Below are 25,990 nucleotides of genomic sequence, written 5' to 3'. Positions count from 1 at the left end.
TGTATTTGAGATTATAGCTCAGTTGGATTAGAGCGTCAGATTGCGGATCTGAAGGTCGGCGGTTCGAGCCCGCCTAGTCTCATGCTATTGGAGAGATGCGAGAGCGGTCGAATCGGGCGGTCTCGAAAACCGTTGTACCGCAAGGTACCGGGGGTTCGAATCCCCCTCTCTCCGTTTTTAACGGAGCAGCGCACGTTCAGCATTTTCTTTACGCACTTTACGAAACGCCTTAAAAATCTCCATGCTTTGAGGTGCTTTCAACACTTTGGAGAGATGTCCGAGTGGTCGAAGGTACACGATTGGAAGTCGTGTGTGCCCGAAAGGGTACCGAGGGTTCGAATCCCTCTCTCTCCGTACCGGGACCTATGCAAAGAAGGTTTTTCAAACCCCGTCAGATCCGGAAGGAAGCAGCGGTAGATTAATTTTTCTTGTGCCGTAGTGATCCCGGTTTTTTATATAGGAAACCTCTAAAAACCTCAGCTTTTAGCGATGCCCTATACTCCTTCACTCTTCTGCTTCTTGAGGATTCCCTGTTGACTTTGTATGGGAGAACATAATGGCGCTTAAAATATTACTTCCGTTTTTGTATCTCGGCCTCGGTTTTCTGCTGGGAAAAACACCGATCGATATAAAAACGCAGGCAGCCTATCTGCTTACGAGAGTCATTATTCCGCTGATCATTATTTATAACATTGCGACGTGCCGCGCCGATTTATTTGTGAGCATATTTGCGATGATTATTATGATGACGGTGATGATGTATGTAAGCCGTCTTTTCAGCGCCGATGCGATAGAGCGGTTGTGTTTTTTCTATTTAAATATCGGGTGGCTTTCGCTGCCGATTGTTACTACGGTCTGGGGAGACAGCGCTGCAACCGCTGTGCTCTCGTTGTATATCGGAAATTCTCTATTCGGAAATTCCATCGGCGCAGGTATGCTGATCAATAACGGGGCTGCGAAGGTGGATATAAAACGGACGCTGAAATCTCCGCCTGTTGCGGCGCTCATTATCGGCATTATATGTATCCCGTTTGGAGACAGTATCAAACTCTATTTGCCGCCGGTATACCGGATACTCAAGCTGATTATGAGTATTTTAGGAATGGGCGTGCTCGGTATGTGGCTTGCAAAGATCACACTGGAAATCAAGGATTTAAAATTAACGCTCAAACTGGCGGTACTGCGGGCAATTACGGTCGGGTGTTTGATGACGCTGTTTATCTTCATCGCGGGGCTGCTGCACTTGGAACTGATAACGTCCAATAAGCAGGCTTTGTACATGATCTGCATTTTGCCGCCTGCCGCCAATATTATCGTACTGGAAACACATTACTGCCATACGGGAAAATCCGCCGGGCTTACCGCGTGGGGTACCCTTCTGAGTTTAGCGCTCATCGTCATATACATCGGGGTAACAAAACTGGTGTTCTAACGCTTAGACCGTTTCCCAATTTTTAACATATCCTTCCAATTCATCCAGCATCGCAAGAATAACGGGCTTGTTTTTTTCCGAATAGCTTTCAGCTTCTTTTTCCAGCTTTTTAAAAAACGGGAGCAGTGAAGTCAGCTTTGCCATCGGTACCTTTGTCGGATGATATTTTATCAGGACACTTCCGGTAACGGGATTGTGTTCAATATCCTTGATGATCGAAGAAAGCGGCGGCTGCCTTAGAATGGACAATGCCCGTTCGGTGACGGTTGTATCTTTAAAGACAGGGGCACGCAGCCGTATACGGCCGGGAAAAAAGCCGGTAATCATGGTACGTCCTTGAGCAGTTTTTGCATGGATTCGATACTGACGGCAATGGTCAGCGAGTTATGCAGCACTGCCGCAAGCGCAGGCGGGATAAGGCCGAACATTCCTGCAAATAAGAGCAGGGAATTTCCGCCGATAATCAGTTTATTGTTTTTATCTATCCGCGACAGAACCTCTTGACCGAGCTTCCGCACCGTAATCAAACCGGCAAGGCCGTCGTCGGCCAGTACGATATCGGCGGTGTCTCCCGCAATGGAAGAACAGTTGTCCATCGCGATACCGGCATCCGCAGCGGAAAGCGCCGGCGCGTCGTTAATCCCGTCGCCAATCATAATCACCTTGCAGCCGGCGCCTCTCGCTTGTTGAACATACCGTACCTTATCCTCCGGCAGCGTTTGCGCATGATATTCCGTAATACCGGCTTGGGCTGCAACCTTTGCCGCCGCCTGTTCGGCATCCCCCGTAAGCATCACGCAATGGCGTACGCCCAAGCGTTTCAGCTCGGCGACGGTGTCTCGGCGGTACCTTCCCGTGCCGGGTCTCCAATCGTCAAAATACCGGCAAGCTGTCCGTCAACCGCCAAATAGAGCAAGGAATAGCCTGATTTTTCCGCCGCCTTTTGTACACGGGCAATCGATTTGGAGGTTGGGACTTTTTCATCTTCAAAAATAAAATGGGCGCTTCCGATACAAAGCCGCTTGCCTTCTAACGAAGAAGCGATGCCGTGTGCGACAATGTATTCCACCTTTGCGTGGCGTTCGGGATGCACAAGGTTTTGCACTTGAGCGGCTTTTACAACAGCCCTCCCAAGCGGGTGCGGAAAATGTTCTTCAAGGCAGGCGGAGAGCCGCAGAACTTCGTCTTTTGTAAAGCCGCCGAAGGGGTGTACTCCGGCCAAAACCGGTTCCGCATAAGTAAGGGTTCCCGTTTTGTCGAAGATAACGGTGTCGGCAAGCGCCGCCGCTTCCAAATACTTTCCGCCTTTTATGGAAATGCCGTGCTCCGCCGCTTCCTTCATTGCAGAAAGAACGGCAATAGGCGCGGCAAGTTTCATCGCACAGGAATAATCGACCATCAATGTCGAAACGGTTTTGGTAATGTCCCGCGTAAACAAGTAAGTTAAGCCGGTCAACAGGAAGTTGAAAGGAACGACTTTTTCCGCTATCAGCTCCGAGCGTTTTTGAGCGGCGGCCTTTAGGGATTGCGAACGGTCAATCATCGCAATAATATTGTTCACCTTTGTTTCCGAGCCGACCGTACGCACGCGGATGTACAGTTCACCTTCCAAAAGAATGGTGCCTGCAAAGACAGTCGTACCGCTCTTTTTTTCTACCGGCAGCGATTCGCCGGTGATACTCGCTTGGTTCACAAGGCCTTCACCCTGTTCAACGTTCCCGTCTGCGGGGATTTGGCTGCCGGCACGGACAACAATAAGGTCATCCTTTTTAAGCGTAGCCGGAGGAATTGTCCGCTCCTGATCTTCTTCGATAAGATGCACCGGCTCATTTGAAACTAAAAGCGTTTGCGCAAGATTATTGTACGACTGCCGGCGGGTCAGCTCCTCAATTTCTTCCCCCATGTCCAGCAGCGTCGCAACAAAACGGGCTGTTTCCGCCTTGCCGTCGAGAACGGCAACCGTTAGCGCCGCCGCATCCAGTAAATCCGTACTGAAAAACTTTCCTGAAATGATGGACTGCACAGCTTTTATAATGCGCGGCGCAATTCTTCTGTAGAGCAGCAGATTGCGTATCGGCATCGGGAGCAGCGAGCGTACTGCAACGTCAAAGAGCGTAGACGCTAACACGTCAAATATGCTTTCGGTTGCGGGAATGTTTGCGACGGAGGCAAGCAGGTTTTCATCGGACAAGTATTTGCCGGAAAGCACGCAGAATAACGCAAGAACCTCGGATTCTGAAAGCGCTTTTACATCGTAGTAAACCAGAAAAGAAGCAACTTTAGGATTAACCTGAATGCCGGTTATGCCGTCTTGTACGGCGATAAGGGTTTGCGCAAGAATAGCTTGCCGCGGCGAAATTTCAGCGGCATTGTAGCGCAGCCGGATTCTGCCGGGCAGAGAATGTTTAACGGTTACGTTCATCGATGAGTTTGATAGAAAAACTTTTATGCGTTTTGAGTTTGCGATTGGTTGTATGCAGCTTCGGCCGCGATATCCTGTGCATCCTCTTTAACGGATTCCATAAATGCGACCGCGTCCTGTTTAAGCTGAATGCCTTTTTCTGCAACTGCTACACAGGCTTTGCGGAATGCCGGAGTTTTAATAATGGATGCTGCAACAAGCCCCGCTGCAACACCGACGCCGAATGCAACCCATTTATTGGAAAACATATTTTACCTCACTTATTCATACTTAGGACGTTCCTAAAAGCCGCAAACCTATCAGCGTATTCTGCGTTGAAACATCCTTATTCTTACTATATCTATTTCATGCCTATTATGCAATAAGAAAATAAGACGGGCATAAACGAATCAATAACCCCGACGCAAGCGTCGGGGTATTAAACCCTCCGCACGAATAAAAGCAAACAGTTGCATTATTGTGTTGCATTATAAGGAAAGTTTTTGATATAGTGTTAATAATGGAACAACGTATCGGCTTTTTATATCTAAAAACAGGCGGGGGGCATATTTCCGGCGCCAATGCCTTAGTAGCACGTTTACAGGAAAAATATCCGGATAATGCAGAATATATACCGCAAAACGGCTTTAAAAACACTAATCGGATTTCGCGTATTTTTTTTGAAAAAGGCTATCTTGCAACCTCTAACTACTTTGAACTCGGCTACGTTGCATTCTACCAATTAACAAAACCGAAAATAGTTTTAGACTTTTGCGCTTGGCTATTGCGTCCGTTTATCGTAAAAAATTTGGTAGAATTTCTTAAAACCGAAAAGATCACCAAACTGGTTTGCCTGCACGAAATACTTATTCCGCTTGCACGGATTGCAATCGACCGTGTAAATCCTGCAATTCCGCTTATTTCCCTTGTGATGGATCCCTTTACCGCGCACCCGTCATGGTTTTATGTAAAAAATACCGAACTTATCGTCTTTTCCAAAAAACTGCAAAAAGAGGCCGTCGAACAGTACGGATTTAAACCGGAACGGGTACACCAATTTCCTCTTATGCTTTCCCGGAGCTTTGACCGGCGCTATACGGCAGAAGAAAAAATTGCCGCTAAGAAAAAGCACGGCATTCCGCTTGATAAAAAAATCGTGATGGTTGTAGGCGGCGGCGAAGGATTAAAATCCACGATCGCTATTGTAAATGCTTTTATTTTTCAGCGCTGCCCTGCGCATCTCATTGTTATCTGCGGTAAAAATAAAGTATTAAAAACTCAATTGGAAATTCTGCTTAAAACAACACAAATTACCAATATTCAGGTATTCGGTTTTGTGTCCTTTATGCCCGACTTAATTAACGTGTCCGATTGCGTCATCACAAAGAGCGGCCCTGCTACCGTTATGGAAACCCTGTCCGCCGGTAAGCCGTTAATCCTCGCAAGTTATGTGCGCGGACAGGAACTCGGCAATATGCTTTATGTCGTAAACAACAACCTCGGCTGGTATATTCCCAAACCGCGCAGGATAATAAAAAAAGTAAAAGAAATAATCGCCGACGATTCCTTGCTGCTTTCTATCGAAAAAAAAATCGATGCGCTGCACATCCAAAACGGCTTAGACCCCATTGCCGACTTTATCTATCAATTTCAAGAACCACGGAATTAAGGAGAACTATGATGAAGCGGATTATCCCTCTTATAACACTATGGCTGCTGCTTTCTGCGCTATGCTTTGCAGATACGCCGTATGCGCTGTTTGTAGAAAACCGGCATTGGATTTACGACGCAATGCATATCCTTTCGGTTGAATCGAGGCAAACGACGCTTGCAGACCGGCAGCCGCTTTCAAAAGGGGAACTTGCCGAATACTTTTCTTCTTTTGAGGGGGCTTCCATACCGCAGGCGAGCGAGCCGCTGTACGGTATGATGCAGGAATATTTTTCCGGTCATTCGTTCTTAGTCAATAAAAAATACTTTGCCTTCGATGTCAACGGTATTTTTTCGCTGCAAGGGCAGTATGTGTACAAGCCTGAAAATGAAGTAAGGCTGGATAGTTTCTTACGGTATAACAGAACCCCTGCCGTTATCTCCGTTCCGATACAACTGATGTTTACGCCTTATGTTAATTTTTTTACCGACCTGAGCATAAAGAAAAACTACTGGGCTTCCGGGCTATCCTATCCGTATACAAATCTACCCTTGGCAGCAAGCGCTGTAGATGCAGGATTTCCCCATCGGGCAAACATAACTATCGGCGGCCGTTACGGCGTACTTACTATCGGACGCGGAGCACTCAATGTCGGAAGGTCGTTAGCAGGCAGTATGCTGCTTGCCGATGCGGTAGATAGGCTCGACTATATTTCTGCGGCTGTTTTCTATAAACAAGTCCGCTTATCCCTCACCGTAACGGAACTGGAACCTACCCGTTTCGTGTTTTCGCATGAAGCGGCATTCCGTCCGTTGGATTGGATTTCCGTTCGATTATACGAAGGCGTCGTACTGAATGCGCCGTTTGACCCTAAGTATTTAAACCCGATGATGATTTTTCATAATTACTTCGGATGGCGCGAAAGTACCTTTAACGGCAAACCTTCGGCTTCAAGCGTCGGCTGCCAGCTGGGTGTCGGTGTGGATATTGTGCCGGTACGGGGTTTAAGAATTTACGGGCAATACGGACAAAATCAGCTCCAAACCTCGTATGAATTAAATACTTATCCGGAAGCGCGGAATATTCCGAATAGCTTCGGCGGATTAGCCGGTATCGAATATATTCATCCTTTTCCGTTCGGCCATCTTTCGGTAACGGGAGAATTTTTGTATGCCAATCCGTGGATGTACATTATGGAAAATAAGCACATCAGCCTGTATCACCGCAGAAAAGACACCGTTGCTCCCGCAGGGAAAACAGACGATTATATTATGGCGTGGCTTGCAAACCCTTATGGGCCTGACACGATGGGCGGCTTTTTGCAGTTTGCCTTAACGCAGCCCAAACAGTACGGCGCAAAACTCCGCTACCGCTTTTTGGTTAAAGGGGAAAACGAAGAAAACTTCTTTAAAGAACCGGATAAGGATGTCTACTACCCGCCTGCTAATCATTATGACCCGCTTGCACAGGCAAAAACACCGTCTGCCAACCCTTCGTACTTTCATACATTGTCGCTGGAAGGTTCTTACACGGTTATAAAAAACCTTGAACTTACCGGCGGGCTCAACTGGACAATTGTAAACGGCAAGCGGCAGGGGCACGCGGTAGATCTTTATACGGCAGTTACCTATACCATACGATAGGCATTACATCCTCATCCGTACTTTTTTTGCAATGCCCGGAAAGCCCTTTAGTTTGAGCAGCACGCCGTCTCCAATTACAAAAGTCCCTTCAAAAGTGCCGTAGATGGTCTTATAGTCCCGCCGCCAGACGAGGATATTAAGATTTCTGTCCGAAATTGCGCTGGGCGTAAAGGTTAAATCGACCATGCTCTCGGTGTCTTGGATAATCCAGTTTTTGGAAGAACCGAACGGATAGGTAATACGAACCGGCGGAAACGGAATGCGCTTTCCGCCGTAAAACAGAATATTATCGTTATAACTATAGCTATCAGGAGCAATGGAATTGCTTAAATGGAAGCACACTTGTACACCTTCGATAAAGCCGAGCCCGATAACGACGCTCCGTTTTGTACGCAGCGATGTATATGTTTTCCTAAAGTCTAAAAAGCCGACCGAATTTGTTCTATTTAGCTGCACATCGTGATTATGCCCGAAATTAACCCATCTGTTTACCGCAAAGGAGCGGAAATACACAGCTTGGCATCGGCGGTTCACAAAGGATGGAATAACGGCAGAATAGTCGGTGCATTGAGGCGGACGGGCGTCAAATTCCAGCCTACCTTCGCACGAGGGGCGGTCGTTAGCGGCAAGAAAATCGAAATCGGCATAGAGCATCCCTTTAGAAAGGCGGGAAAAGATACGGACATACCGCCGCTTTACCCGGCACGTAGCAACGCTGTACGCAATGTATTTAGGCAGATGCACAAACCCCAGCGGCAAAAGCTGCCGGTACGCAAGCTGCCGGTTTGTTTGCCGGTTCCACAGCGTTGTTTCCATAATAGCAAAGTAGCCGCCGTAAAAAAATTCAATTTCGCCGATAAGGTTTTCATCGGAAAAGAGGAGCCGCAGCGTATCGGTTATACGGATATCCGTAATAAAGGATGGAAAAGGTAAATCCCCAAACGGCTTTTTGACTCCCCGTATATCAAAGGTATGAAACATCCCCGAATATGACCCGAAGAGCGGGACGGAATTTTCGACGGGGCGGCGCGGAGCCGGTGTAATAATACGAGTGTACGGAACTTTTTGTATATCCATAGTAATAACCTAATAAAACAGTAATAACCTAGTAAAACCGATCCTGCGGCGTATCAAAATACGTGCCGAGCTCTTGGGGGCGGTATATTCCCCTATCGGTTATGATCCCCTTAATAAGTTCAGGCGGTGTAATATCGAACGCGGGATAAAGTCCTTTAACGGCAGGAAGGGTATGCCGCACTCCATGGCACGAAAGCGTTTCTTCAGGGTTACGCTGTTCGATGCTGATATCTGCGGCGTTTTTTTTATCCGCATCCGGTATGCCGGTTACATAATACGGTATACCGAACCGATCTGCAAGCAGGGCAATCTGAAATGTGCCTATTTTATTTGCAATATGCCCGTCCCGCGTAATGGTGTCCGCCGCCGAGGTAAAAAGATCGATGTGTTCATGCTGCATCGCGTATGCAACCATATTATCGGTAATAACGGTGGTGTCAAAACCCATGTCGGCGGCGCAGCTTGCGGTTAAACGGGCGCCCTGCAGAAACGGCCGCGTTTCGGCACAGATTATTCTAACGGGATTGCTGCGCGCGCGGGCTGCCTTGAGCATCATCCCGACAATGGTTTCTCCAAAGCATTGGGTGAGGATGCCGCCGCCTTGCGGAAAGAGACCTGCAAGATAATTCCCTACTTTTTCCATTATGCTATACCGCCGGTTAAGCGAATCCACCGCGGCGTTAAACAGAGCGGCGGCGGCATCCTGCCCTGCTTCCAAGGCGCGTTCCGCAACTGCAAGGCAGCCCGCGGTGATAAGCCCCATCCTGTTTGCCGTAGTCGGGCGGGCGTGCGCAAGTCCGTATGCTGCCTCTTCGAGGAAGCGCCGCTGCTTACCGGCAGCCTCGTTCCGTACTTGGTATGCCGCAAGCGCCATCCCCATAGCGGCAGCGGTATACGGTCCGGCGCTCTGGGTTACCATATCGGCAATCGCCTGCCGGACTTCCTGCCACGAAGAGCATTCGGCATAGATGATTTTTTCGGGATAGACGCGCCGGTCAAGGATTCTTACACGGCCGGTTTCATACCATGCGACGTTTTCATATTGCAATAAAAATGCAAGTCCAGTGTCTTTTCTTTCCATAAGATAATTTTAGCAGATTGAAGAGGCGGGTGAAGTGAAAAACATGCCGGCGAAGGGACTTGAACCCTTACGGAGTTGCCCCCAATAGATTTTGAGTCTATCGTGTATACCAATTTCACCACGCCGGCTTTCAAGAAGCCCACTATATCACATTGCGTCTTTTTTGTAAAGGGAACCGCTAAAAACCACTAAAAACCGAAGTTTTTAGCGATGCCCTAAAGCAGCAGATCTGTATGATTTTTTGAAGAATTTTTCACATTTTTCAAGCCATTTTTGTATTCGTGCTTTATAAGTAGTTATATATACCTACGGAGATAAATGACTATGAAAAAGCACAATCGTCGATACAAAGACTCAGTCTTTGTAGATTTTTTTAGCGAAGATAAAACCGCAAAAGCGAACTTTTTATCGCTGTACAATGCGTTGCATGGTACAAGCTATCGATCTACCGCTATTTTGAAAAACATACGGCTGAAACAAGTACTCTATATGAGTTTTGCTAATGATGTATCGTATCTCGTAGATGGTAAGATTATCGTGCTTGCAGAGCATCAATCGACCATCAACCCAAACATGCCAATCAGATGTCTAGAATACATCGCTCGCTTATACGAACAGTTCTATAAATCGAAAGAAAAGTATAGCCGTAAACAACTCGTTATTCCAACACCGGAATTTTATGTTTTTTACAATGGGAAAGAAGCGTACAGCGATAATTCAGTCTTAAAGCTATCCGATGCATTTACGCAAAAACAGGATGAGTATGTCCTTGAATTATCCGTAAAAGTGATTAATATCAATTATGATAAAGGTAGTCCAATACTAAAGAGTAGCGAACCGCTGGAACAATACAGCCGATTTGTCGATACCGTACGCCGGTATGTTGCCATTGATAGAGAGCATGGGTTTGAAAAAGCTATTAAGGAATGTATACAACATGATATTTTAAGGGAGTATCTACAACGTAAGTCCAAGGAGGTTCTGAACATGTTAATAGGCGAATATGATTATGATACAGATATAGCAGTACAGCGGGAAGAGAGTTTTGAACTCGGTCTTGCAGAAGGCGAAGCTCGTGGTCGCTCCGAAGGCTTCCATCAAAAAGCCTTGCAGGATGCGCGTAATTTTAAACACCTAGGAGTTTCCGTACAAATCATCGCGCAAGCAACCGGTTTAACCTGCGAAGAAATTGAAAAACTGTAAGCGATATATGAAATTTACAAAAAAAGCCGTCCCCGACGTATGGTGTGGGATACAAAAAAGGCTGCCCGAAAAAGCCCGTTAGGGTTTCAGGCAGCCTTTATGCACCCCCGCCGAACAAGCGGGGGAAACTAACCAAAAGTAGCTGCACATAGCCGGGATGATGCCCGTCTATGTGTAACATCAGCAAAGCTTACTGCAAGGAAATCCATGCCCAGCCGTCTTTTTCAAGCTGATTGCCAAAAGAAGATCTCTTCGTTTCAAAGCTGAACTCACCAACGTCCACCTGCTTGATTATCGCATTCCCATCGTTATCCACCTTACCGGTATTATACTGACCTTTAAATGCAGCGGTTTTTACTGCAGGAGAAACATAGAGATTCGGGAAGGTTGTTGCCTTAACAGGAGCCGCTGTAACATTATAATCGTAGAAGGAGCGATTTGTTGTATATTCCTCGATGATATCTGCAACATAAGAGTAAATTGCATTATTTTTTTCACTGTCCGATATGAGATCGGAATCAGTCCATGAAGGATTATCCCACTTTATCTGCTGATTTTTCGCATTCACTGCATCCTCTACCTTACTCGCGACCTCCGCACAGAAAGCTTGTGTAAGAGGATTCGATTGATAGGTAGTGTACTTATAGTAAGTGGAGTTATACAGTACACTATCATACAGTCCATTCAATGCTTTTTTGAATGCCTTCCCATCGAGTTTAAGCTGTTTGTTTTCATCGGCGGTAAAAGGCGTATACATATAGGTAAGGGTAAGCTTATCGTTTGCCGCATTGGGGTATACACTAATATCGGACGGCTCAAATGAGAAGCTGTCTACCTGCACCTGCTTTGAAACCGATGGTGCTTTTACCAGCTTCAACGGAACGCTTACAGTAAAGCGCTTAGTGTAAGGATAAGTGTTGAAGAAGGTTTTCGAAATTCCCCATGTTTCTTGATACGTATGTTCTGCCGCGAAAGTTACGTTACCGTCAAACTTAAAGTGATCCTTTGAAAGGGTGCCGGGTACAAAGCCGGTATAGGACAGCGAATAAGTTTTATCTTTCTCCAATACGGGAGTAATTGTACGCTCTCCCTCGTCATAGTACGTGAATGCATTCGGATTCAATGTTAGCGTTACTTTATTACCGGCTTTCCAACTGTGGGTGAATGCCGAGCCTTTACTAAAGACAATGACACCGGCCTTTACACCGCTATTTGCACGAATAAGGGGAGTTGTATCCGCGTTATCGGTTGCATGGGCATCGGTTGTATATCTAAGGGCATACTCATAGTCGCTGCTCTTTACCGCTATATCACGGATATCCTTAAACCGTACCCGCATCTCAGTATTCTCTGTAACTGGTGAAACCGCAGCTACCAACTTCCGATAGGAAGAGGAAGTGGTTGTCGTATCAGTAACAAAGTTTGCCGTAACCGGTTTCCACTCCTTGTCCGTAAACTGTTCAACAACAACATGCTTGTTTACAAAGGCTTCGAAATCCTCCTTGGTAATACCGTAGGATTCTTCCGAATAGAATTTATTCGGATCCCAATCATCATTTGAGATAACAACATGCGTTACTAAGTCTCCGTTTTCGGCCACAACCGTATTGACATCATCAGCCTTCTTTCCTCTTTCAAAGGAAACTTTGCCGCTCAATATAGTGTTAACCTTTCTTGTTCCACTTGCCGTTGTATACAGATAGTATCTATTACCGACATAGATATTAGTAGCGGAAGCGGAAGCGGGACTAAGAGCATAAGTTACTCCTAACGGCAGAATTTCATTATAGTCATCATCGCCCTTATAGCTATCGGTAGATTCCCCTTGTTCATTATCGCGATCCTGATCCATTTTTTGATCGGTACCGGCAGCTTTTACCGTATCGCCTTTTACCGAAACGTAAACAGCCATGGTAGAGGTTGTTACAATCTTAAAGCTTACCTCGGCAGTAGGTTCGGAATTTACCGTTGTAGTAAGCCATTCAAGCGTAAGTTCATCACCAAGCTGAGGATTTCCCTTCTCAGTCAGGGGCTTCAGTGGCCGGACATGAACAGCCTTTTTTACACTTTCCACATCGACGGGTTTGCTGAATGTAACGGTAGCACGATAACCGCTTTCGTCTCCATACCGTGTTATCCCGGATATACCACCCACAACCCGGAGCTGTGTTGACACTTGATTATTTTTATTTTCCACGTTTTTGGCAAATGCGTTTTCAGCAGGAGCCGTGGGCGTAAAGTTGTTTGTACAGCTTGCAAGCACCAGCAGGAAGGCTGCGGCAAGCAGACTTAATTTTGCAGTTGTTTTCATATAGCGTATTCTCCTATACAAGATAATATGCTCATTTTACCGGAAGGTTCCGTCCGGCAAAATAAGGACTCTTAGAATTTAATGGTACAGGCAAGCTTTAAATTGCCGATCGATGTCCAGTTGATGGCTTCCAACACTGATTTGTTATATGCAAGGTCAACACACACAGCGTCCACAATGTTCCAGCGTACACCAAGGTTTACATCAACCGTTACCTTACTGTACTTAACGGTATTGTTGGCAGATTCCGTGGTAGATGCTACCGGTGTTGTTGAAGAACCTGATGTAGTGCGGGAGGAATCGTTTGGATAGGTTGTGGTGGTCGTTGTTGTTTTAGTAAACCCGTTAACGGTTGTTTTAACGGTTTCAAACTCGCACTTGCCGGTTCCTTGGCCGAAGGGTTTAACCTCCGTACCGAAGCTTACAAACACACGGTTGGGAATTGCTGCGTATGTCAAAGCCGCTTTAAAGGAAGGGCTGAGCGTAACGGTGGTTGTCTTTACCGTTGTTGCAGGCGTTTCCGTCTCCACTACCCTAGTGTTGTTGTTTAACGGATTTACTTTGTCTATGGTAGTTGTCGTGGTTTTATCAACACCCTTTGTTACCTCCGTTTCAAAGTTGAACCCGATAGGCGCTTTTACACCGGCAAACAAAGAAAGCCGGTCGGTAAAGTCTTTCCGCATCGTATAGCCCACGGTAAGGGTGTTGGCAATATAGGACTTGTTGTAGGCGGTTGCTTTAAAGGTGTCGGTAATGGTCTGATTTGCAGGAGTAACCACATCACGATGGGTGTCGGTTTGAATAGTATAGCTGTTTGCCAATGCTATTGTACTGCCGTCCGCAGCCGTGTGCTTCTTTGTACCATAGATGTCGATACCGAAATCATAGCCGAAAGAGAAGTTGGAATTTAAAGAATCGTTCAAGCCTAAGTCTGCACCGAGTTTTGCCGTTAAGATTGTTTTGGTGTCGTTCCTGCTGCTTGTCGATACGGTTTTTGTTATATCGGACGTGCCCAAGGTTTCGTCTTTCGTCGTTACCGTTCGGACACCATAAGAGGAGTCTTGAGCAACCTTAAATTCAAGGCCTACCGTGGGGCTAACGGAAAGAGTACCGAGCGAAAGGTTCATACCGAAGTCAACCGTACCGGTACGGTCTGCGGCGTTTAGATAACCTTTGGGGTCGTAGGTTGTTTTACCGTTTACTTGGCCGGGTGTTTTAGAGTTGGTGGTTTCGGTATCAGGTACTATCGCGTTGTCAAAATACGTACCGGAATTATTTCTTCCTGTCCGTGTATAGCCGAGGCGTACCCCCATGTTGCTAAACCCGATGAGTACGGCAACATCGTGATTGGCGTTATGAGATTGGCTAATCCGTGCAGTGTTTGTATGCGCAGTATTATCAATAGTGCCGGGGTTTACGGTAGATTCGGTGATTGTAGTAGTTGTACCCTTGTTATTAGAGGTACTAACATTTCCGAACTGGCCTTGGTACCATGCACCGATGTATACCGGGCCTGCCTTAAATGCGGCGCCCACATCAAGTATGTTGCGGTTGCGGTTAACATTCTGCTGTGCAAATCCCGCATAGGTAAACAGCTTGTCAAAGTTTACAGTACTCCAGTCCGTTAAGCTCATAAACCGGTCGGCTTCGGTACCGTTCAGCGATGCCGTCGCTTTGCTCTGCGGGGAAGAAGGACCTTCAGCAGCCCATGCCGCAGCCGTAATCATCAGCGCAAGCATGCAGCTGATATACATTTTTGTTTTCATAACGCATCTCCTTTTGCCTTGTGATCTTTAGGATAAACTATCCTAAGTATAGGATACTTTGTAAAGTTTTTGGGAGTATATCTAAGATGTTCAAGCATTTAAAAACTTTACAAAGCCTATGTTAGGGCTACTGCAAGCCACAGTATTTGTCAAGCGCATGTTGTCAAGCGCATAGCAGCGATAAAATGATTCGTAATTCTTAATTATGAATTCTGAATAGCCGTGCGGCAAACCGGTTGACGCAGGCTGCGGCCGCATATTTACCGGCAGCGGGAGCGGGATGGTCATAGCGGAAATAGACGCTGCCGTCTCGGCCGGTAAGGCTGAGGCGGACGCCGCTTTCGGAGCATACCGCCGTAATAACAAACGGTGCGCTCTTGGAAACCGTAAATAGCGATTTGTTTAAAGCGGCGGCGAGGCGTTTTTCGGTTTGCTTTCTGAGCCGTTCATTAGAACCCGTGCAGGTCAGCGTAACCGGCAGCCGTATCCCGTGTTCGGGAAAGCAGGCGGGGTTGCTTTGCAGCAGCTCTTGATAGAGCATTGTTTTCAGCTCAGTTTTTTTCGTGCAGCCGATCAGCGCCGCCGCAGCTTGTTCCCGCAATTCTTTTTCCCATACCGGATCGAGGGTTTCCAGCGCTTCCCGCAGCAGCTGCGCATCGCGGAGCAGGATACCTTTTTCGGCAATGTACGAGGGACGCGCCTGCGGGATAACCGAGGTTTCAAGCCTCTCGGCACGGTGCAAATACCGCCGAGCCTTAAACGGCGCCGATTGAAATGCCCGGTAATAAAAGCTGTTTCTGTACAGCTCATGCGTATTGCCGCCGGCGTCCGTTATCGTGTATTCCTTTGCCAATTTCAGATTGTGTATACTAAAAGCCGCCCGATAATACCGCACCAATGCGGAATACTTTGTAAGGTTTTTAGACCTGACAAACGCATCCTTGATACTTTCAGGTACCCGTATCTTTTCCGCCGCATATTTTTTTTCGTATAAGGTTTGATACAGACCGTACAGTTCGGTATAAAACTGCGCCGTACTCATACCGAAATTCGCAATCCACGAATAGTCGGTAACCCGCTCAATTTGAGCGATATAGCGTTCCGCTTGCTCCCAATGCCCCATCCGCAGATAGATCTTTGCAAGGTTGATCAGCGGCAGCGGTGTAGGATTATCTTTTGTCGATTGTGCATAATAGGTAATTGCGCGGTCAAAATTATTCTTCCGCTCTTCAAGCTCTCCCAGAATCAAATAGCCCGACGCACGCGAAAAATAGCCGGAAGCATTGCGGGCATCTTCTTCCGCTTGCGCAAAATGATAAAATTCGGTTTCCAAAATTGCCTTGTTATAGGAATACACCGAAGCCGAGTAAAGCGAATCGTTTTGTATCGCAAGTTCGATTCCTTTCCGGTAATAGAGCGCCGCATTCCGGTAGTCGAAAAGTTCGCCGTACAGATTCCCGAGCGCGTTTGCAATGCAGCCGTCGTCGCCGTAGCTGCTGCGGGCGTCGAGCATCGCCTTAATACCCTCATCGGTTCGGTGCGTTTTAAAGCAGAGCCATCCGTACGTTGACCATCCGAAAATATCCGTAGGATTATACGACAGGTACTCATGCAAAAGCAGGCGCGCTTCCTCTTCTTTATTTAAAGCCGCAGCAGCGCCCGCCGCACCGTACAGAAGTTTAATGTTGTACCGGTTAATACGCAAGCCTTCGGTAAAGCGGCGGTATGCCGGTTCATACAGTCCGTTGTTAAAATACATATCGCCGAGCTTGAGCTGGAAAAGCTCATTTGCAGGGTACCGCGCAATACCTTCTTCGAGCAGCGCGGCGGCCGTATCCCAGTTTTCCGCTTGCACCGCCTTATCCGCCTTTTGCAGCAGCTCATCGGCGCCGGATGCGGGGAAAAGACGTAAGGGCAATAGAAACAAAAACAGCACAAGCAGCATCCCGCCGCGCGGTGATTGTTTATCGCTCCGACGCGTATCCATATCAGTCCGCTCATCATAACTATCAGTCTGCGGATGTTTTCGGTAAGGCTCATTTACCTGCGCGCCATCCGGCTGCCGCTGCTTTTTCTCCGCGCGGTAGAGCCGCTTGGCCACTGCAACATCTTCGTCGGTACAGGCGGGAGCGAACTTTGCTTTTTGGGTGAGCGCATAGAAAGCTTCGCTCGGATGTTTATGGAGCCGTTTCAGCGTGAGAATAATCTTCCGGTTATTCCGCGAAAACCTGATAATCAGATACGGATAGGCGCGGAACAAACCGTACAAAAGAATGAGAACCAGCGCGGCAATACCGAGCAGTATTCCGCGGTGCATGTTAAAAAACTGCGAAACGCGCTGGGCAACGGTTTGGGCTTCTGCCGCAGAAAGCGCTCCATCATGCCGGGCACGGAGCGACGACCGGTTTAACAGAATTTCGTCGAGGAGCTGCGTAAATTGATCGCCGCCTGCCTGAAAGGAGAAATCGAGCATTTCTCCTTCCGCAAGCTGTTCGGTTGTCGGGTCTACATCTACCCAACCGAGGTACGGGAAAAACACTTCCACCCATGCGTGCGCCATATTCGCCCTCACCGGATAATAATTGAGGATACCCGATTCAGGCTGCAGGAAAAATCCGGCGGCGACCCGTGCAGGGATGCCGAGACTGCGGAGCATCAGGCAGTATGCAAAGGCAAAATACGAGCAATAGCCTTTTTTCGATTCGGTAACAAAATACCGCAGCTGATCGCCGTCGGGAGCCTGCCCGGGGCGGAGCGAATACCGGTACTCGCCTTCGCGGAAATAGTCGAGCAAGGCGTAGACCTTATCATAGTAGAGTGCAAACGGAGCGGTAACCGATTCCGCGATGGGGGAAAGCAGCTCCTTTGTGCCGGAATCTACCGCGGTATAAAAACGCAAAGCTTCCGCCGAAAGTCCTTCCTCCGGATTCCCCGACGGCGCTTCCGCCGTAATAAGGTCGAGCGGCACACCATGCAGTATCTCGCTTTCCACCTTGTAAGCGCCTTTAAAGCTCACGGTGTCCCACACCGTGTACGGCGTTACCGACAGCGGATAGTCGAGCGCGACAAGGGAATCGGGGTCGAGGTTGACGGTAAATATTTCTTGACTGACCCGTTCGCGGCACAGGAAAGGTTGATGCGGAAGCTCCTCCGGCTGTCCGGCGACCCGCAGCGGCTGCTCCGGTTCACCGGGAGCTGTTTTTTCGTAAAACCCTTTTTGAGGACTCCAGCCCGACAGGTACATGCGACGGAATAAGTGAGAATCATATTCTTGATCGACGTGCACTACCATCACCAGATTGGTATTCATTTTTACCTCATCCTGCAACTGTAAAAACTGAGAAAAATCAAACTCGAAAAGCTTTTGTTCAAGCAGACCGCCGTTATTGCCGACTGAGCTTTTATTAAACGTCCTGATGAGGAGTGCAAGGATGATCGCCGTTAAGCCGATAAAGACGGAAAAGAACACCGCGAACCGCCGGCGTTTACCGGACGGGATGCAGAGCACGGCTGTTTGAATCAGCATAAAGACACCGGCAAAGCCTGCCGCAAAGACCGGATGGGAAAACACCGTAAGACGGTAGTGCTGCTGCGGGAAAAACAGCAGAGAGAATACGAGAATGGCTGCGAGCGGCTCATAGCGCCGCCACCGTTCGGCGGAGATGAACAGCACTGTCGAGGTAATACTGATAAAGGCGGTAAGTGCAAGTAAGCCGAATATCAGCTTGAGGCGCAAAAAAAGTGTGTCCGCAATGAGCTGCGGTATCAGCGCAAGCACTCCGAGTACGCACGCGGGGATAAGCAGCGCGGCTGAAAAACCGATGCCCCACGCCGCTTCCGCACGTATTCCCTTTCTATGCAGAAAGTGAATTACCGCCGTGCAGCAGAGCCCCCACACAGGCAGCGCCGCTGCAGGAAGAATACCGGCAAGGTAGCGGTGCGGTACCGATAGGAGCAGCAGAAGAGAGCATATACGGAGCACGGCGGCAGGTTTAGAGTAGTTCTGCATGGCAATTTCCTGCGGTAAAGATACGGAGTTCCCGCTCGGCGGCTTCCCGCACGTTGCGGTAAAAAGCATCCTGCCGTGCGGAAGCGGCGGAAGAGTACAGCAGCCGGTGTATGTACCTCCGGCCTAGAATACGGTGCTGTGCAGAAGGTTTAGGCTCGGCAGCCGAAGAAGATTCCCGGCCGGAGGCCGTGCCGTCTGTCATCCGGGAATCGTCCGGCGTATATTCTTCCGGTACCGGAGGTGCGGCAAGGCAAAAAAGCGTTTCTATCCCGCTCCGGCGGCACGCTGCGATTTTTTCATCCGCTGTGATTTTTTTATAAGCAGCGGCCTCATAAATTGGAGCCTTTTCACCCGCGGTACTTTTTGGGGAAGCGGCAATCTTTTTGCCTACAGCGGGAAGATAACAATATAGCAGGCCGCCGCCGTGCACTGCATTAAAGACCACCGCTGCATCGGGGATAGCTTCCGGCGAAAAACGGAGCGCGGGTACGGCAAGCAGGTTTTGTATCTGCGCAGCAGCGGCGGATCCTTCCTCGATTAGTTCGTAGTGCTGCAAGGCTTTTTGCGGATAGTCATATAATAGAAGAGAACATTGAATACCGGCGTTCAGCAGCTGCACAATCACACCGGAAAGGCGGCCGATAAAAGCATCATATACAGCGGCGGCCGATACCCGCTCTTTTTTTAAAACTACCGGTTCTTCTATATATATCGTTAAACGTTTAACCGGCGGCGGTTCAAAAGCGCCGAGCTTTATCGAAAGGGTTTGCGTATGCGCATAGAGTTTCCAGTGAATTTTCCGCGGGTCGTCGCCGGGAAAATACGGGCGCGATTCATAAAGCTCGTGTGTACGCTCTTGGGACGGAAGATCGTTTACAGCACGGGAGCGGAGGTCGGGAGCCAAGGCTTTGTTCGGCGGAAGCACCGGCTGCACTACGGTGTAGGCGGCGGATAAACAAGGCGACTGCATATATAACGCGGCAAAAAAACCGGCAAAGTCCCGGATGTTGAGATACTGCCGCTTATAAAAGTACCGTCCGCGGTGCAGATGTTCCGGGTAGCAGGCAGCCTGCATTCCCTGCAACGGGATGAAAAGAGTTTCTACCGTTTCCGCCGCTTCTGCGGTATGGTTGGGTGATAGTGAAAATTCAATCGTGTAACATACTGCACTTCCGGGAACGCAAGGAGGAAAGCGCGCAGTCTCCCCTGCCTGCACCGCTTTGGAACGGGCGGGAATAACCGTAAAGCCGCTGCCGTCTTCCGTTAGTTCGGGTTCTTGCGCTTTCCAACAAAGGGCGGTAACGCCCACGGCTGCGGCGGCAAAACCGGCATAGAGGGTGAGTAATCCGCCGCAGACTGCGCTCAAAAGCTCTCCGCGGAGCAGGCCGCTTATTAAAAGCAGCGCTCCCATTGCGGTGTATACCGCACCGTGTACCGTAATCCGTATCCGCATCATGCCTCGGCCGGCCGCATCCAATCAGTTCGTTTGTCGGCGATACGGATAACCGTTTCGGTAATATTGTTGATGAGTTCCGAAGCCGCGCCGGCGCCGGTTTTTATTAGACAGCGGTGGGAAAGTACAAGCGGCGCAAGCGTGCGGATATCATCGTCTTCCACCCAATTACGTCCGTTGACAAGGGCAAAGGTACGGGCTATATGCAGTAAATGCAAACCGGCGCGAGGAGATGTGCCGAGCCTAAAAGCAGGGTGTGCCCGCGTTTCTTTCCCGATCCGCGCGATGACTTGTTCAAGTACGGGATGCACAAATACCTGCCGCTGTTCTTCCCGCGAAGCCGCAATATCCCGGATGGAAACAACCGGCGTAACCGGCTCCGCGTCGGCAGGGTGCGTTTGTTCGTGCAGCAGCTCGGTTTCCGCGTCTTCATCGGGATAACCGATTGAAAGACAGATGCTGAACCGGTCAAGCTGAGCGGCGGGGAGCGGATAGGTACCTAAGCTTTCCACCGGATTTTGCGTAGCCGCTGTAAAAAAATAGGGGCTTAACGGGCGGGTTACCGTACCGGCGGTTACCTGCCGCTCGGCCATCGCTTCCAACAGGGCGGACTGTACCTTAGGCGGGGTGCGGTTCAGCTCATCCGCAAGCAGAATGTCCGCAAACACCGGGCCTTCCATAAATTCAAAGGTATTCCGCCCCGCATTAAAAACTTCCACGCCGGTAATGTCGTAGGGTAAAAGGTCGGGGGTGCATTGGATACGTTTGAACCGCGCAGGCTGCCCGTCTTTTTCGATAAGCGCTGCAAAGGTTTTAACAAGTGTGGTTTTCCCGACGCCCGGCACATCCTCTAAAAGGACGTGCCCGCCGGTCAGATATGCGGTAATAAAAAGACGGAGAACATCCTTCTTTCCTTTAATTGCTTTTTCCAGTGCGGAAAGAAGCTGTTCCGCCGTTTTTTCGGTATTCATAGCGGAGATTATAGCATACATAACCGAATGTAGCAAATTACCGGCTTTTACAATTACCGCTACCTCATCTACTATCTGCTTTGTCGCACAGCTGTTCATAATTCATAATTAAGAATTGATACCCTAGGGTGTTGTTAGAGCTGCGGTAATTTTCTATAATCACAGTCCGGCAAGGGAATATTTGAGGAAGGATAATGAGTAAAAACCGCAGAATAGATACCTATAGAGACGATAGAAATGAAACGGGTGATGCCGATACGGTAGTGCATACAGATACCGCTACAGATACAGGCATCAGGATGGAAACAGACCCTACAACTCCGGAAGGATCGGAAGGGGCTTTTGACTACCGCAAAAAATACGAAAATACGCCGCTGGTGGTGATAGCCGGACGTCCGAATGTCGGAAAGTCTACCCTGTTCAACCGTTTTTTGCGGGAGCGCCGCGCCATTACCGACCCGACACCCGGCGTAACCCGCGACCCTATCGAGGCGCAGGCGATTATCAACGGGTTACCCGTGCGGCTGATGGATACCGGCGGCTTTAAGCTGACCCGCAGCGGCGACAAAAACGACGACATGATGGACGAGCTTGTCGTAGAAAAAACGCAGGATGCGCTCCGCCGCGCCGATAAAATTCTTCTATTATTAGAAGCCTCTGCCCCGACTGCGGAAGACGAAGAATTTATCCGCTTTCTGCGCCCCTATTGGGACAAGCTCATTACCGCGGTGAATAAAACAGAAGGCGGACGCGGCGAAGCGGAAGCCTACAACTATCTAAGCTTCGGCTTTCCGTCGCTGCTGTGCATCAGTGCGGAACACGGGGATAACATCACCTCGCTTGCCGAGGAAATAACAAAAGGCTTGGACTTTTCGCGCGTATGCGAAGCGCCTGCCGACACCGCAATCCGCATCGCCCTCATCGGAAAACCCAACACCGGTAAGTCCACGCTCAGCAACTATCTTACCAAGACTTCCGCATCGATTGTTTCGGACATTGCCGGTACTACCCGCGATGTGGTGGAAGGTGAGTTTTTCTATAAAGGCAGGCAGTTTATCATTCAGGATACCGCCGGCATCAGACGCAAAACGAAGGTAAAAGAAGACATAGAGTATTACTCGGTTGTCCGAGCAATGAAGAGCTTGGAGAATGCCGACATCGTGTTTCACCTCATCGATGCGGAAGAAGGGTTGACCGAACAAGACAAAAAAATCATCGTACAGGCGACCAAGCGGGGGCTGGGTGTTATCTTTGTGCTGAATAAATGGGATTTGGTCAAAGGCGAAAAAAAATTCCGCGATGCGGAGCAGTATATCAAAATCATGTTCGGTAAGATGGAATACGCACCGATTGTTCCGGTTTCCGCACAGAAAGGCAGCGGTATTCCCGACCTGCTCAACACCGCGCTGGAGCTGTTCGATCAGCTGACCAAAAAAGTAGAAACATCCGCACTCAACCTTGCGCTTAAAGACTGGCTTGAGGCCGTTCCCCCTCCGCACGGGCAGCGCAATTCGTTCACGCTCAAGTATATGCTGCAAACCTCCGTCCGTCCGGTTGAGTTTTTAATCTTTGCCAACAAACCCGACCTTGTCTCGGAATCCTATCTCCGCTACATCAGCAACCGGATACGGAAAGACCTCGGGTTTACTTCCATACCCTTTATTGTGCGGGTTAAAGGCAGCCGCGTAAAATGGGAAGAGCGGGTAAAACCGTGACAGGCTTTTCCATCGGCGAGGTTGAAAAGCTCACCGGCATCAAGGCTCATATTCTCCGCTATTGGGAACAGACTCTGCCTTTTTTGCGCCCGCAAAAGGATGCTCAGGGCAGGAGACTCTATACCGACCACCACCTCGATTTAATTTTCCGTATGAAGTATCTGATTGAGGTACGGAAGTTTACGCTTGAAGGAGCAGGGCAACAGCTGCTTTCCGATCTTTCCGGCAAGGATGGCCGCGGACGTATTACGGAGCTTTCTGGCATCCGCGGTGAACTGTTAAATGTATACAGGCTTATTCAAGTTTACAAGAAAGAACAGTGTCCATAATTCATAATTTTTAATTATGAATTGCCGGTAATTGTTTCTCCTACGGCGTCGTCAAATAGCCGTTGCTGCCTACCGACCAGTTCTGACCGCCGTTTGGCGTTACCTTAAACTTGCCGTGCTCCGAGTGAATATGGTTCCTCTTTCCGTATTTAAGTTAGGCATTCGTCTCTATATTGTTGCTAACACAAATTTTATGAAGCTGTTCCATTTTACCCGATAGTATCATAATAACAAGTAAAGGTAAATTGCGCAGCTAGGGTAATTCCCGTAGCCGTGCCGCCCCCTTGAATTGACCAAGGCCGGCTTTTTTCGTACATTATGGCAATGAATACAAATTATGACATTATTGTTATCGGCGCAGGCGCGGCGGGTATGGCTGCGGCGCAATATGCATGCCGAGCAAATTTAAAAGTATTGGTGCTGGAAGAAAAAGCGCCGGGCGGACAGGCGGTTTTAATCGATTCACTTGAAAATTATCCCGGATACGCGGAACCGATTAACGGCTTTGAATTTTCGGAAAATATGCGTAAACAGGCGGCGGGATTCGGCGCGGAGTTTTCTTCCGATAAAGTTGAAGCGGTTACCAAAAACGGGGATAAAACCTTTACCGTCAAAACCGCGGATAAAACCTATACGGCGCTTGCAGTCATTCTTGCGACGGGGGCGGAGCACCGCAGCCTCGGCGTAACGGGAGAAAAAGAGCTTCAGGGTAAAGGCGTTTCGTATTGCGCTACCTGCGACGGCCCCTTCTTTAGAAACAAGCACATCGTCGTAGTCGGCGGAGGGGATGCAGCCTGCGATGAAGCGCTCTTCCTTGCCAATCTGACGGACACCGTTACAATGGTTCACCGCCGCGACACGTTCCGCGCGCAAAAGGCGCTCGTTACCCGGACATTGAACAATCCTCATATAAAGGCGGTATTCGATACAACCGTTACGGAAATTAAAGGAACCGATAAGGTAACGGCGGTAGTGTTGCGGAACATAAAAACGCAAGAGGAGCGGGAGCTTGCCTGCGATGCGGTATTCTTTTTTGTCGGTATGAATCCTAAAACGGAGCTGTTCCCCGACGCAACAAAAGATGCTGCCGGATATATCGTTACCGATGAGGATATGCGTACTTCCATCGAAGGGCTCTACGCGGCGGGCGATGTGCGCGCTAAATCCTTCCGGCAAGTGGTTACTGCAGTTGCCGACGGCGCTATTGCCGCTCATACCGCTGCAGCCTATATCGATAATCTCCGCAGCTAAAAGCTTTGCATCGTAAGTATTTTGCCGCCGTCCTATTCGGCGCCGCGCTGCTGGTTTTACCGCAGTTCAAGATACAACTGAATGCTCAAGCTCAAACCGGCGGGCTTAAAACGCTGCCCGACTTTTACGACTCCGTACCCGCCGTGGAACTTGCCGGCCGGATTACGGAGGCTATGACCGATGACGAGCTATTGTCCCAAACGTTCATGTTCGGATGGGCGGGACAGGCTCCTACCGACCTTTTGATGAACTGGATTACCGAGCGGAGCCTCGGCAGCATCAAGATATTCGGCTGGAACACCGAAGACAGCGTTGAACTTGCAAAGGCTGTCAGTCTTTTGCAGAAAAAAGCCAACGGTACCCGCTTTCGTATTCCGCTCTTTGTCGCAACTGATCAGGAGGGCGGCTGGATACGCCACGTTAAAGGCCGCACGTCGGAAACGCCCGGGAACCTTGCCATCGGCGCCTCCGGTTACCCTATTGACGCTTACTACGAAGGTTTTTATATCGGCCGCGAACTGTCGGCGCTTGGGATTAACCTCAATTTTGCGCCGACGGTAGACCTCTATACCAACCATGAATCTTCTATTATCGGGCCCCGCTCCTTCGGGCAATCGCCGGAGGCGGCGGGAATTTTAGCCCGCGCCTTTATGCAAGGCAGCAATAAAGCCGGCGTGCTCACTACGGCCAAGCATTTTCCCGGCCACGGAGATACCGCGCTTGACAGCCACGGAAAGCTGCCGAGTATTGCCATCTCCAAAGAGACGTTTTATAACCGCGAACTCGTTCCGTTCCAATATCTTATCGATGCGGATGTACCGGCGATTATGACCGGACACCTCAACTTTCCCGCCGTATCCGAGCACGGGGAGCCCGCCTCGTTTTCTCCGTATTTGCTGCAAACCGTACTGCGCGGGCAGCTCGGGTTTAAAGGCTTGATTATCACCGACGACATGATGATGCACGGCGCCATCCGCTATGCGGGTACGGTGGCTAAAGCGGTACAGCTCGCCCTTGAGGCAGGAAACGATATTATCGAATCTTCCACTACGCCGCGCCTCTACGATGCCTTTTGGACTGAAAATTTACAGCGGATGCAGACAAACGAAGCATTTAGGCTGAGGGTTAAAGACGCCGCGCGGAGAATTATCGAAACAAAGCTGAGGTATTTTAAAAGCGGCAATGCGGTTCCGCTGTACCCGGACGTGTATGCCGTTACCGAAAAGCTGCCCGATGCCGAAGGGCAGGCCTTTTTTCTTTCCCTTGCAGCGCGGGCGATTACCGTTGTCCGGGGTAAATACATTCCGTACACGGCAAAAACCGGGGAAAAGATATTGCTCGCAGGGGCATATCCCGCGTTTTTACAGGCAGGCTTAAAACGCTTTCCCGCCGCCCGAACCAGCAACCTGTCGGACGGCATTTTTACCAAGACCGCCGCAAGCGATACCGTTATCTTCTGTCTTTCAAACGATTCATCGCTCCAACTTTTACAGCAGCTCTATAAGACCTATCCCCAAAAACGGTATATTATTTTCTCCTGCCTTTCGCCGGTATTTCTGTCGGGCATTCCCGAAATCCCGTCCGCGCTTGCCCTTTACAGCTATGCGCCGGTTTCGTTTACCGCAGGCTTTGCCGCCTTGCTCGGCGATTTTAAACCGCAGGGGCATCTCCCGCTCGACGGGATCAATTAATAAATC

The 25,990-nt window shown here is 49.1% G+C and carries 19 protein-coding genes, 4 tRNA genes and 1 other RNA gene; 12 read left to right on the top strand and 12 right to left on the bottom strand.

Annotation, left to right across the window (positions count from 1 at the left end; genetic code table 11):
- The first annotated feature begins 7 nt into the window (after nucleotides 1-7).
- The 5 genes from HMPREF1222_RS05915 to HMPREF1222_RS05905 all read left to right on the top strand — a co-directional run bounded on the left by HMPREF1222_RS05915 (nucleotide 8) and on the right by HMPREF1222_RS05905 (nucleotide 1,432).
- Nucleotides 8-82 (top strand) — tRNA-Arg (locus HMPREF1222_RS05915).
- Nucleotides 83-89: 7 nt separating this feature from the next.
- Nucleotides 90-174: transfer RNA gene (locus tag HMPREF1222_RS12730), tRNA-Ser, on the top strand.
- Between the two features lie 93 nt (nucleotides 175-267).
- Nucleotides 268-354 (top strand) — tRNA-Ser (locus HMPREF1222_RS05910).
- An RNA gene (gene ffs / locus HMPREF1222_RS12505) (signal recognition particle sRNA small type) lies at nucleotides 355-453 on the top strand.
- 103 nt (nucleotides 454-556) lie between these two features.
- Nucleotides 557-1,432 (top strand): AEC family transporter, encoded by an 876-nt coding sequence (locus HMPREF1222_RS05905; RefSeq protein ID WP_006187843.1) that lies wholly within the window; start codon nucleotides 557-559, stop codon nucleotides 1,430-1,432.
- Between the two features lie 3 nt (nucleotides 1,433-1,435).
- Here the strand turns inward: HMPREF1222_RS05905 and HMPREF1222_RS05900 are convergent, their stop codons facing one another.
- The 4 genes from HMPREF1222_RS05900 to HMPREF1222_RS05890 are packed head-to-tail and all read right to left on the bottom strand — an operon-like array spanning nucleotide 1,436 to nucleotide 4,102.
- Complete coding sequence (locus tag HMPREF1222_RS05900) at nucleotides 1,436-1,759, bottom strand: HMA2 domain-containing protein (protein WP_016518624.1); 324 nt, start codon at nucleotides 1,757-1,759, stop codon at nucleotides 1,436-1,438.
- Complete coding sequence (locus tag HMPREF1222_RS13270; RefSeq protein WP_016518623.1) at nucleotides 1,756-2,226, bottom strand: HAD-IC family P-type ATPase; 471 nt, start codon at nucleotides 2,224-2,226, stop codon at nucleotides 1,756-1,758. The genes HMPREF1222_RS05900 and HMPREF1222_RS13270 overlap by 4 nt, the downstream gene beginning before the upstream one ends.
- Before the next feature lie 26 nt (nucleotides 2,227-2,252).
- Complete coding sequence (locus HMPREF1222_RS05895; protein ID WP_016518622.1) at nucleotides 2,253-3,854, bottom strand: HAD-IC family P-type ATPase; 1,602 nt, start codon at nucleotides 3,852-3,854, stop codon at nucleotides 2,253-2,255.
- A gap of 23 nt (nucleotides 3,855-3,877) precedes the next feature.
- The gene (locus tag HMPREF1222_RS05890) at nucleotides 3,878-4,102 is read right to left on the bottom strand and encodes a hypothetical protein (protein ID WP_006187846.1); all 225 of its coding nucleotides are present in this window, start codon (nucleotides 4,100-4,102) and stop codon (nucleotides 3,878-3,880) included.
- Between the two features lie 251 nt (nucleotides 4,103-4,353).
- On the opposite strand from HMPREF1222_RS05890, the gene HMPREF1222_RS05885 reads away from it, so the two are divergent.
- Entirely contained in the window at nucleotides 4,354-5,502 is a 1,149-nt protein-coding gene (locus HMPREF1222_RS05885) for a glycosyltransferase (RefSeq protein WP_006187847.1), read from the top strand.
- An 8-nt stretch (nucleotides 5,503-5,510) separates the two neighbouring features.
- Nucleotides 5,511-7,127, top strand: a complete 1,617-nt coding sequence (locus HMPREF1222_RS05880) for a hypothetical protein (RefSeq protein ID WP_155997587.1) — start codon at nucleotides 5,511-5,513, stop codon at nucleotides 7,125-7,127.
- A 3-nt stretch (nucleotides 7,128-7,130) separates the two neighbouring features.
- Here the strand turns inward: HMPREF1222_RS05880 and HMPREF1222_RS05875 are convergent, their stop codons facing one another.
- From HMPREF1222_RS05875 to HMPREF1222_RS05865, 3 genes are all read right to left on the bottom strand, one after another.
- A complete protein-coding gene (locus tag HMPREF1222_RS05875; protein WP_016518620.1) occupies nucleotides 7,131-8,204 on the bottom strand; it encodes a DUF2804 family protein in 1,074 nt (357 codons plus the stop codon).
- Between the two features lie 28 nt (nucleotides 8,205-8,232).
- Nucleotides 8,233-9,285 (bottom strand): s-methyl-5-thioribose-1-phosphate isomerase, encoded by a 1,053-nt coding sequence (locus HMPREF1222_RS05870; RefSeq protein ID WP_016518619.1) that lies wholly within the window; start codon nucleotides 9,283-9,285, stop codon nucleotides 8,233-8,235.
- A 44-nt stretch (nucleotides 9,286-9,329) separates the two neighbouring features.
- Nucleotides 9,330-9,413: transfer RNA gene (locus tag HMPREF1222_RS05865), tRNA-Leu, on the bottom strand.
- Nucleotides 9,414-9,609: 196 nt separating this feature from the next.
- Between HMPREF1222_RS05865 and HMPREF1222_RS05860 the strand changes: the two genes are divergently transcribed.
- Nucleotides 9,610-10,488 (top strand): Rpn family recombination-promoting nuclease/putative transposase, encoded by an 879-nt coding sequence (locus tag HMPREF1222_RS05860; protein WP_016518618.1) that lies wholly within the window; start codon nucleotides 9,610-9,612, stop codon nucleotides 10,486-10,488.
- 190 nt (nucleotides 10,489-10,678) lie between these two features.
- On the opposite strand, the gene HMPREF1222_RS05855 is transcribed toward HMPREF1222_RS05860, so the two are convergent.
- The 5 genes from HMPREF1222_RS05855 to HMPREF1222_RS05830 all read right to left on the bottom strand — a co-directional run bounded on the left by HMPREF1222_RS05855 (nucleotide 10,679) and on the right by HMPREF1222_RS05830 (nucleotide 20,998).
- Nucleotides 10,679-12,799: a hypothetical protein gene (locus tag HMPREF1222_RS05855; protein ID WP_016518617.1), complete on the bottom strand. Its 2,121-nt coding sequence runs from the start codon at nucleotides 12,797-12,799 to the stop codon at nucleotides 10,679-10,681.
- Nucleotides 12,800-12,870: 71 nt separating this feature from the next.
- Nucleotides 12,871-14,565: a TDE2508 family outer membrane beta-barrel protein gene (locus tag HMPREF1222_RS05850; RefSeq protein ID WP_016518616.1), complete on the bottom strand. Its 1,695-nt coding sequence runs from the start codon at nucleotides 14,563-14,565 to the stop codon at nucleotides 12,871-12,873.
- A 199-nt stretch (nucleotides 14,566-14,764) separates the two neighbouring features.
- Nucleotides 14,765-18,574: a transglutaminase domain-containing protein gene (locus HMPREF1222_RS12385; RefSeq protein WP_016518615.1), complete on the bottom strand. Its 3,810-nt coding sequence runs from the start codon at nucleotides 18,572-18,574 to the stop codon at nucleotides 14,765-14,767.
- Entirely contained in the window at nucleotides 18,558-20,030 is a 1,473-nt protein-coding gene (locus HMPREF1222_RS05835; RefSeq protein ID WP_016518614.1) for a DUF58 domain-containing protein, read from the bottom strand. The genes HMPREF1222_RS12385 and HMPREF1222_RS05835 overlap by 17 nt, the downstream gene beginning before the upstream one ends.
- Nucleotides 20,027-20,998 (bottom strand): AAA family ATPase, encoded by a 972-nt coding sequence (locus HMPREF1222_RS05830; RefSeq protein ID WP_196799953.1) that lies wholly within the window; start codon nucleotides 20,996-20,998, stop codon nucleotides 20,027-20,029. The genes HMPREF1222_RS05835 and HMPREF1222_RS05830 overlap by 4 nt, the downstream gene beginning before the upstream one ends.
- Nucleotides 20,999-21,192: 194 nt before the next feature.
- Between HMPREF1222_RS05830 and der the strand changes: the two genes are divergently transcribed.
- The 4 genes from der (at nucleotide 21,193) to HMPREF1222_RS05810 (ending at nucleotide 25,984) form a co-directional block, all read left to right on the top strand.
- Nucleotides 21,193-22,713 carry a ribosome biogenesis GTPase Der gene (gene der, locus HMPREF1222_RS05825; protein WP_016518612.1) on the top strand — a complete coding sequence of 507 codons (1,521 nt, stop codon included), beginning with the start codon at nucleotides 21,193-21,195 and terminating at the stop codon, nucleotides 22,711-22,713.
- Nucleotides 22,689-23,042 (top strand): MerR family transcriptional regulator, encoded by a 354-nt coding sequence (locus HMPREF1222_RS05820; RefSeq protein WP_016518611.1) that lies wholly within the window; start codon nucleotides 22,689-22,691, stop codon nucleotides 23,040-23,042. The genes der and HMPREF1222_RS05820 overlap by 25 nt, the downstream gene beginning before the upstream one ends.
- Before the next feature lie 324 nt (nucleotides 23,043-23,366).
- Nucleotides 23,367-24,293, top strand: coding sequence for a thioredoxin-disulfide reductase (trxB, locus tag HMPREF1222_RS05815; protein ID WP_038076925.1), 927 nt, complete (start codon nucleotides 23,367-23,369; stop codon nucleotides 24,291-24,293).
- Nucleotides 24,294-24,298: 5 nt separating this feature from the next.
- The gene (locus HMPREF1222_RS05810; protein WP_016518609.1) at nucleotides 24,299-25,984 is read left to right on the top strand and encodes a glycoside hydrolase family 3 protein; all 1,686 of its coding nucleotides are present in this window, start codon (nucleotides 24,299-24,301) and stop codon (nucleotides 25,982-25,984) included.
- Nucleotides 25,985-25,990: the final 6 nt, after the last annotated feature.

Source organism: Treponema vincentii F0403 (genome assembly GCF_000412995.1).
GTDB lineage: Bacteria > Spirochaetota > Spirochaetia > Treponematales > Treponemataceae > Treponema > Treponema vincentii.
This window is presented reverse-complemented; position numbering and strand designations above follow the sequence as displayed.

Coding starts and splice junctions, on each gene's coding strand:
- HMPREF1222_RS05905 (WP_006187843.1), top strand. CDS start 557: ATGGCGCTTAAAATATTACTTCCGTTTTTGTATCTCGGCCTCGGTTTT.
- HMPREF1222_RS05900 (WP_016518624.1), bottom strand. CDS start 1,759: ATGATTACCGGCTTTTTTCCCGGCCGTATACGGCTGCGTGCCCCTGTC.
- HMPREF1222_RS13270 (WP_016518623.1), bottom strand. CDS start 2,226: ATGCTTACGGGGGATGCCGAACAGGCGGCGGCAAAGGTTGCAGCCCAA.
- HMPREF1222_RS05895 (WP_016518622.1), bottom strand. CDS start 3,854: ATGAACGTAACCGTTAAACATTCTCTGCCCGGCAGAATCCGGCTGCGC.
- HMPREF1222_RS05890 (WP_006187846.1), bottom strand. CDS start 4,102: ATGTTTTCCAATAAATGGGTTGCATTCGGCGTCGGTGTTGCAGCGGGG.
- HMPREF1222_RS05885 (WP_006187847.1), top strand. CDS start 4,354: ATGGAACAACGTATCGGCTTTTTATATCTAAAAACAGGCGGGGGGCAT.
- HMPREF1222_RS05880 (WP_155997587.1), top strand. CDS start 5,511: ATGATGAAGCGGATTATCCCTCTTATAACACTATGGCTGCTGCTTTCT.
- HMPREF1222_RS05875 (WP_016518620.1), bottom strand. CDS start 8,204: ATGGATATACAAAAAGTTCCGTACACTCGTATTATTACACCGGCTCCG.
- HMPREF1222_RS05870 (WP_016518619.1), bottom strand. CDS start 9,285: ATGGAAAGAAAAGACACTGGACTTGCATTTTTATTGCAATATGAAAAC.
- HMPREF1222_RS05860 (WP_016518618.1), top strand. CDS start 9,610: ATGAAAAAGCACAATCGTCGATACAAAGACTCAGTCTTTGTAGATTTT.
- HMPREF1222_RS05855 (WP_016518617.1), bottom strand. CDS start 12,799: ATGAAAACAACTGCAAAATTAAGTCTGCTTGCCGCAGCCTTCCTGCTG.
- HMPREF1222_RS05850 (WP_016518616.1), bottom strand. CDS start 14,565: ATGAAAACAAAAATGTATATCAGCTGCATGCTTGCGCTGATGATTACG.
- HMPREF1222_RS12385 (WP_016518615.1), bottom strand. CDS start 18,574: ATGCAGAACTACTCTAAACCTGCCGCCGTGCTCCGTATATGCTCTCTT.
- HMPREF1222_RS05835 (WP_016518614.1), bottom strand. CDS start 20,030: ATGATGCGGATACGGATTACGGTACACGGTGCGGTATACACCGCAATG.
- HMPREF1222_RS05830 (WP_196799953.1), bottom strand. CDS start 20,998: ATGAATACCGAAAAAACGGCGGAACAGCTTCTTTCCGCACTGGAAAAA.
- der (WP_016518612.1), top strand. CDS start 21,193: ATGAGTAAAAACCGCAGAATAGATACCTATAGAGACGATAGAAATGAA.
- HMPREF1222_RS05820 (WP_016518611.1), top strand. CDS start 22,689: ATGGGAAGAGCGGGTAAAACCGTGACAGGCTTTTCCATCGGCGAGGTT.
- trxB (WP_038076925.1), top strand. CDS start 23,367: ATGAATACAAATTATGACATTATTGTTATCGGCGCAGGCGCGGCGGGT.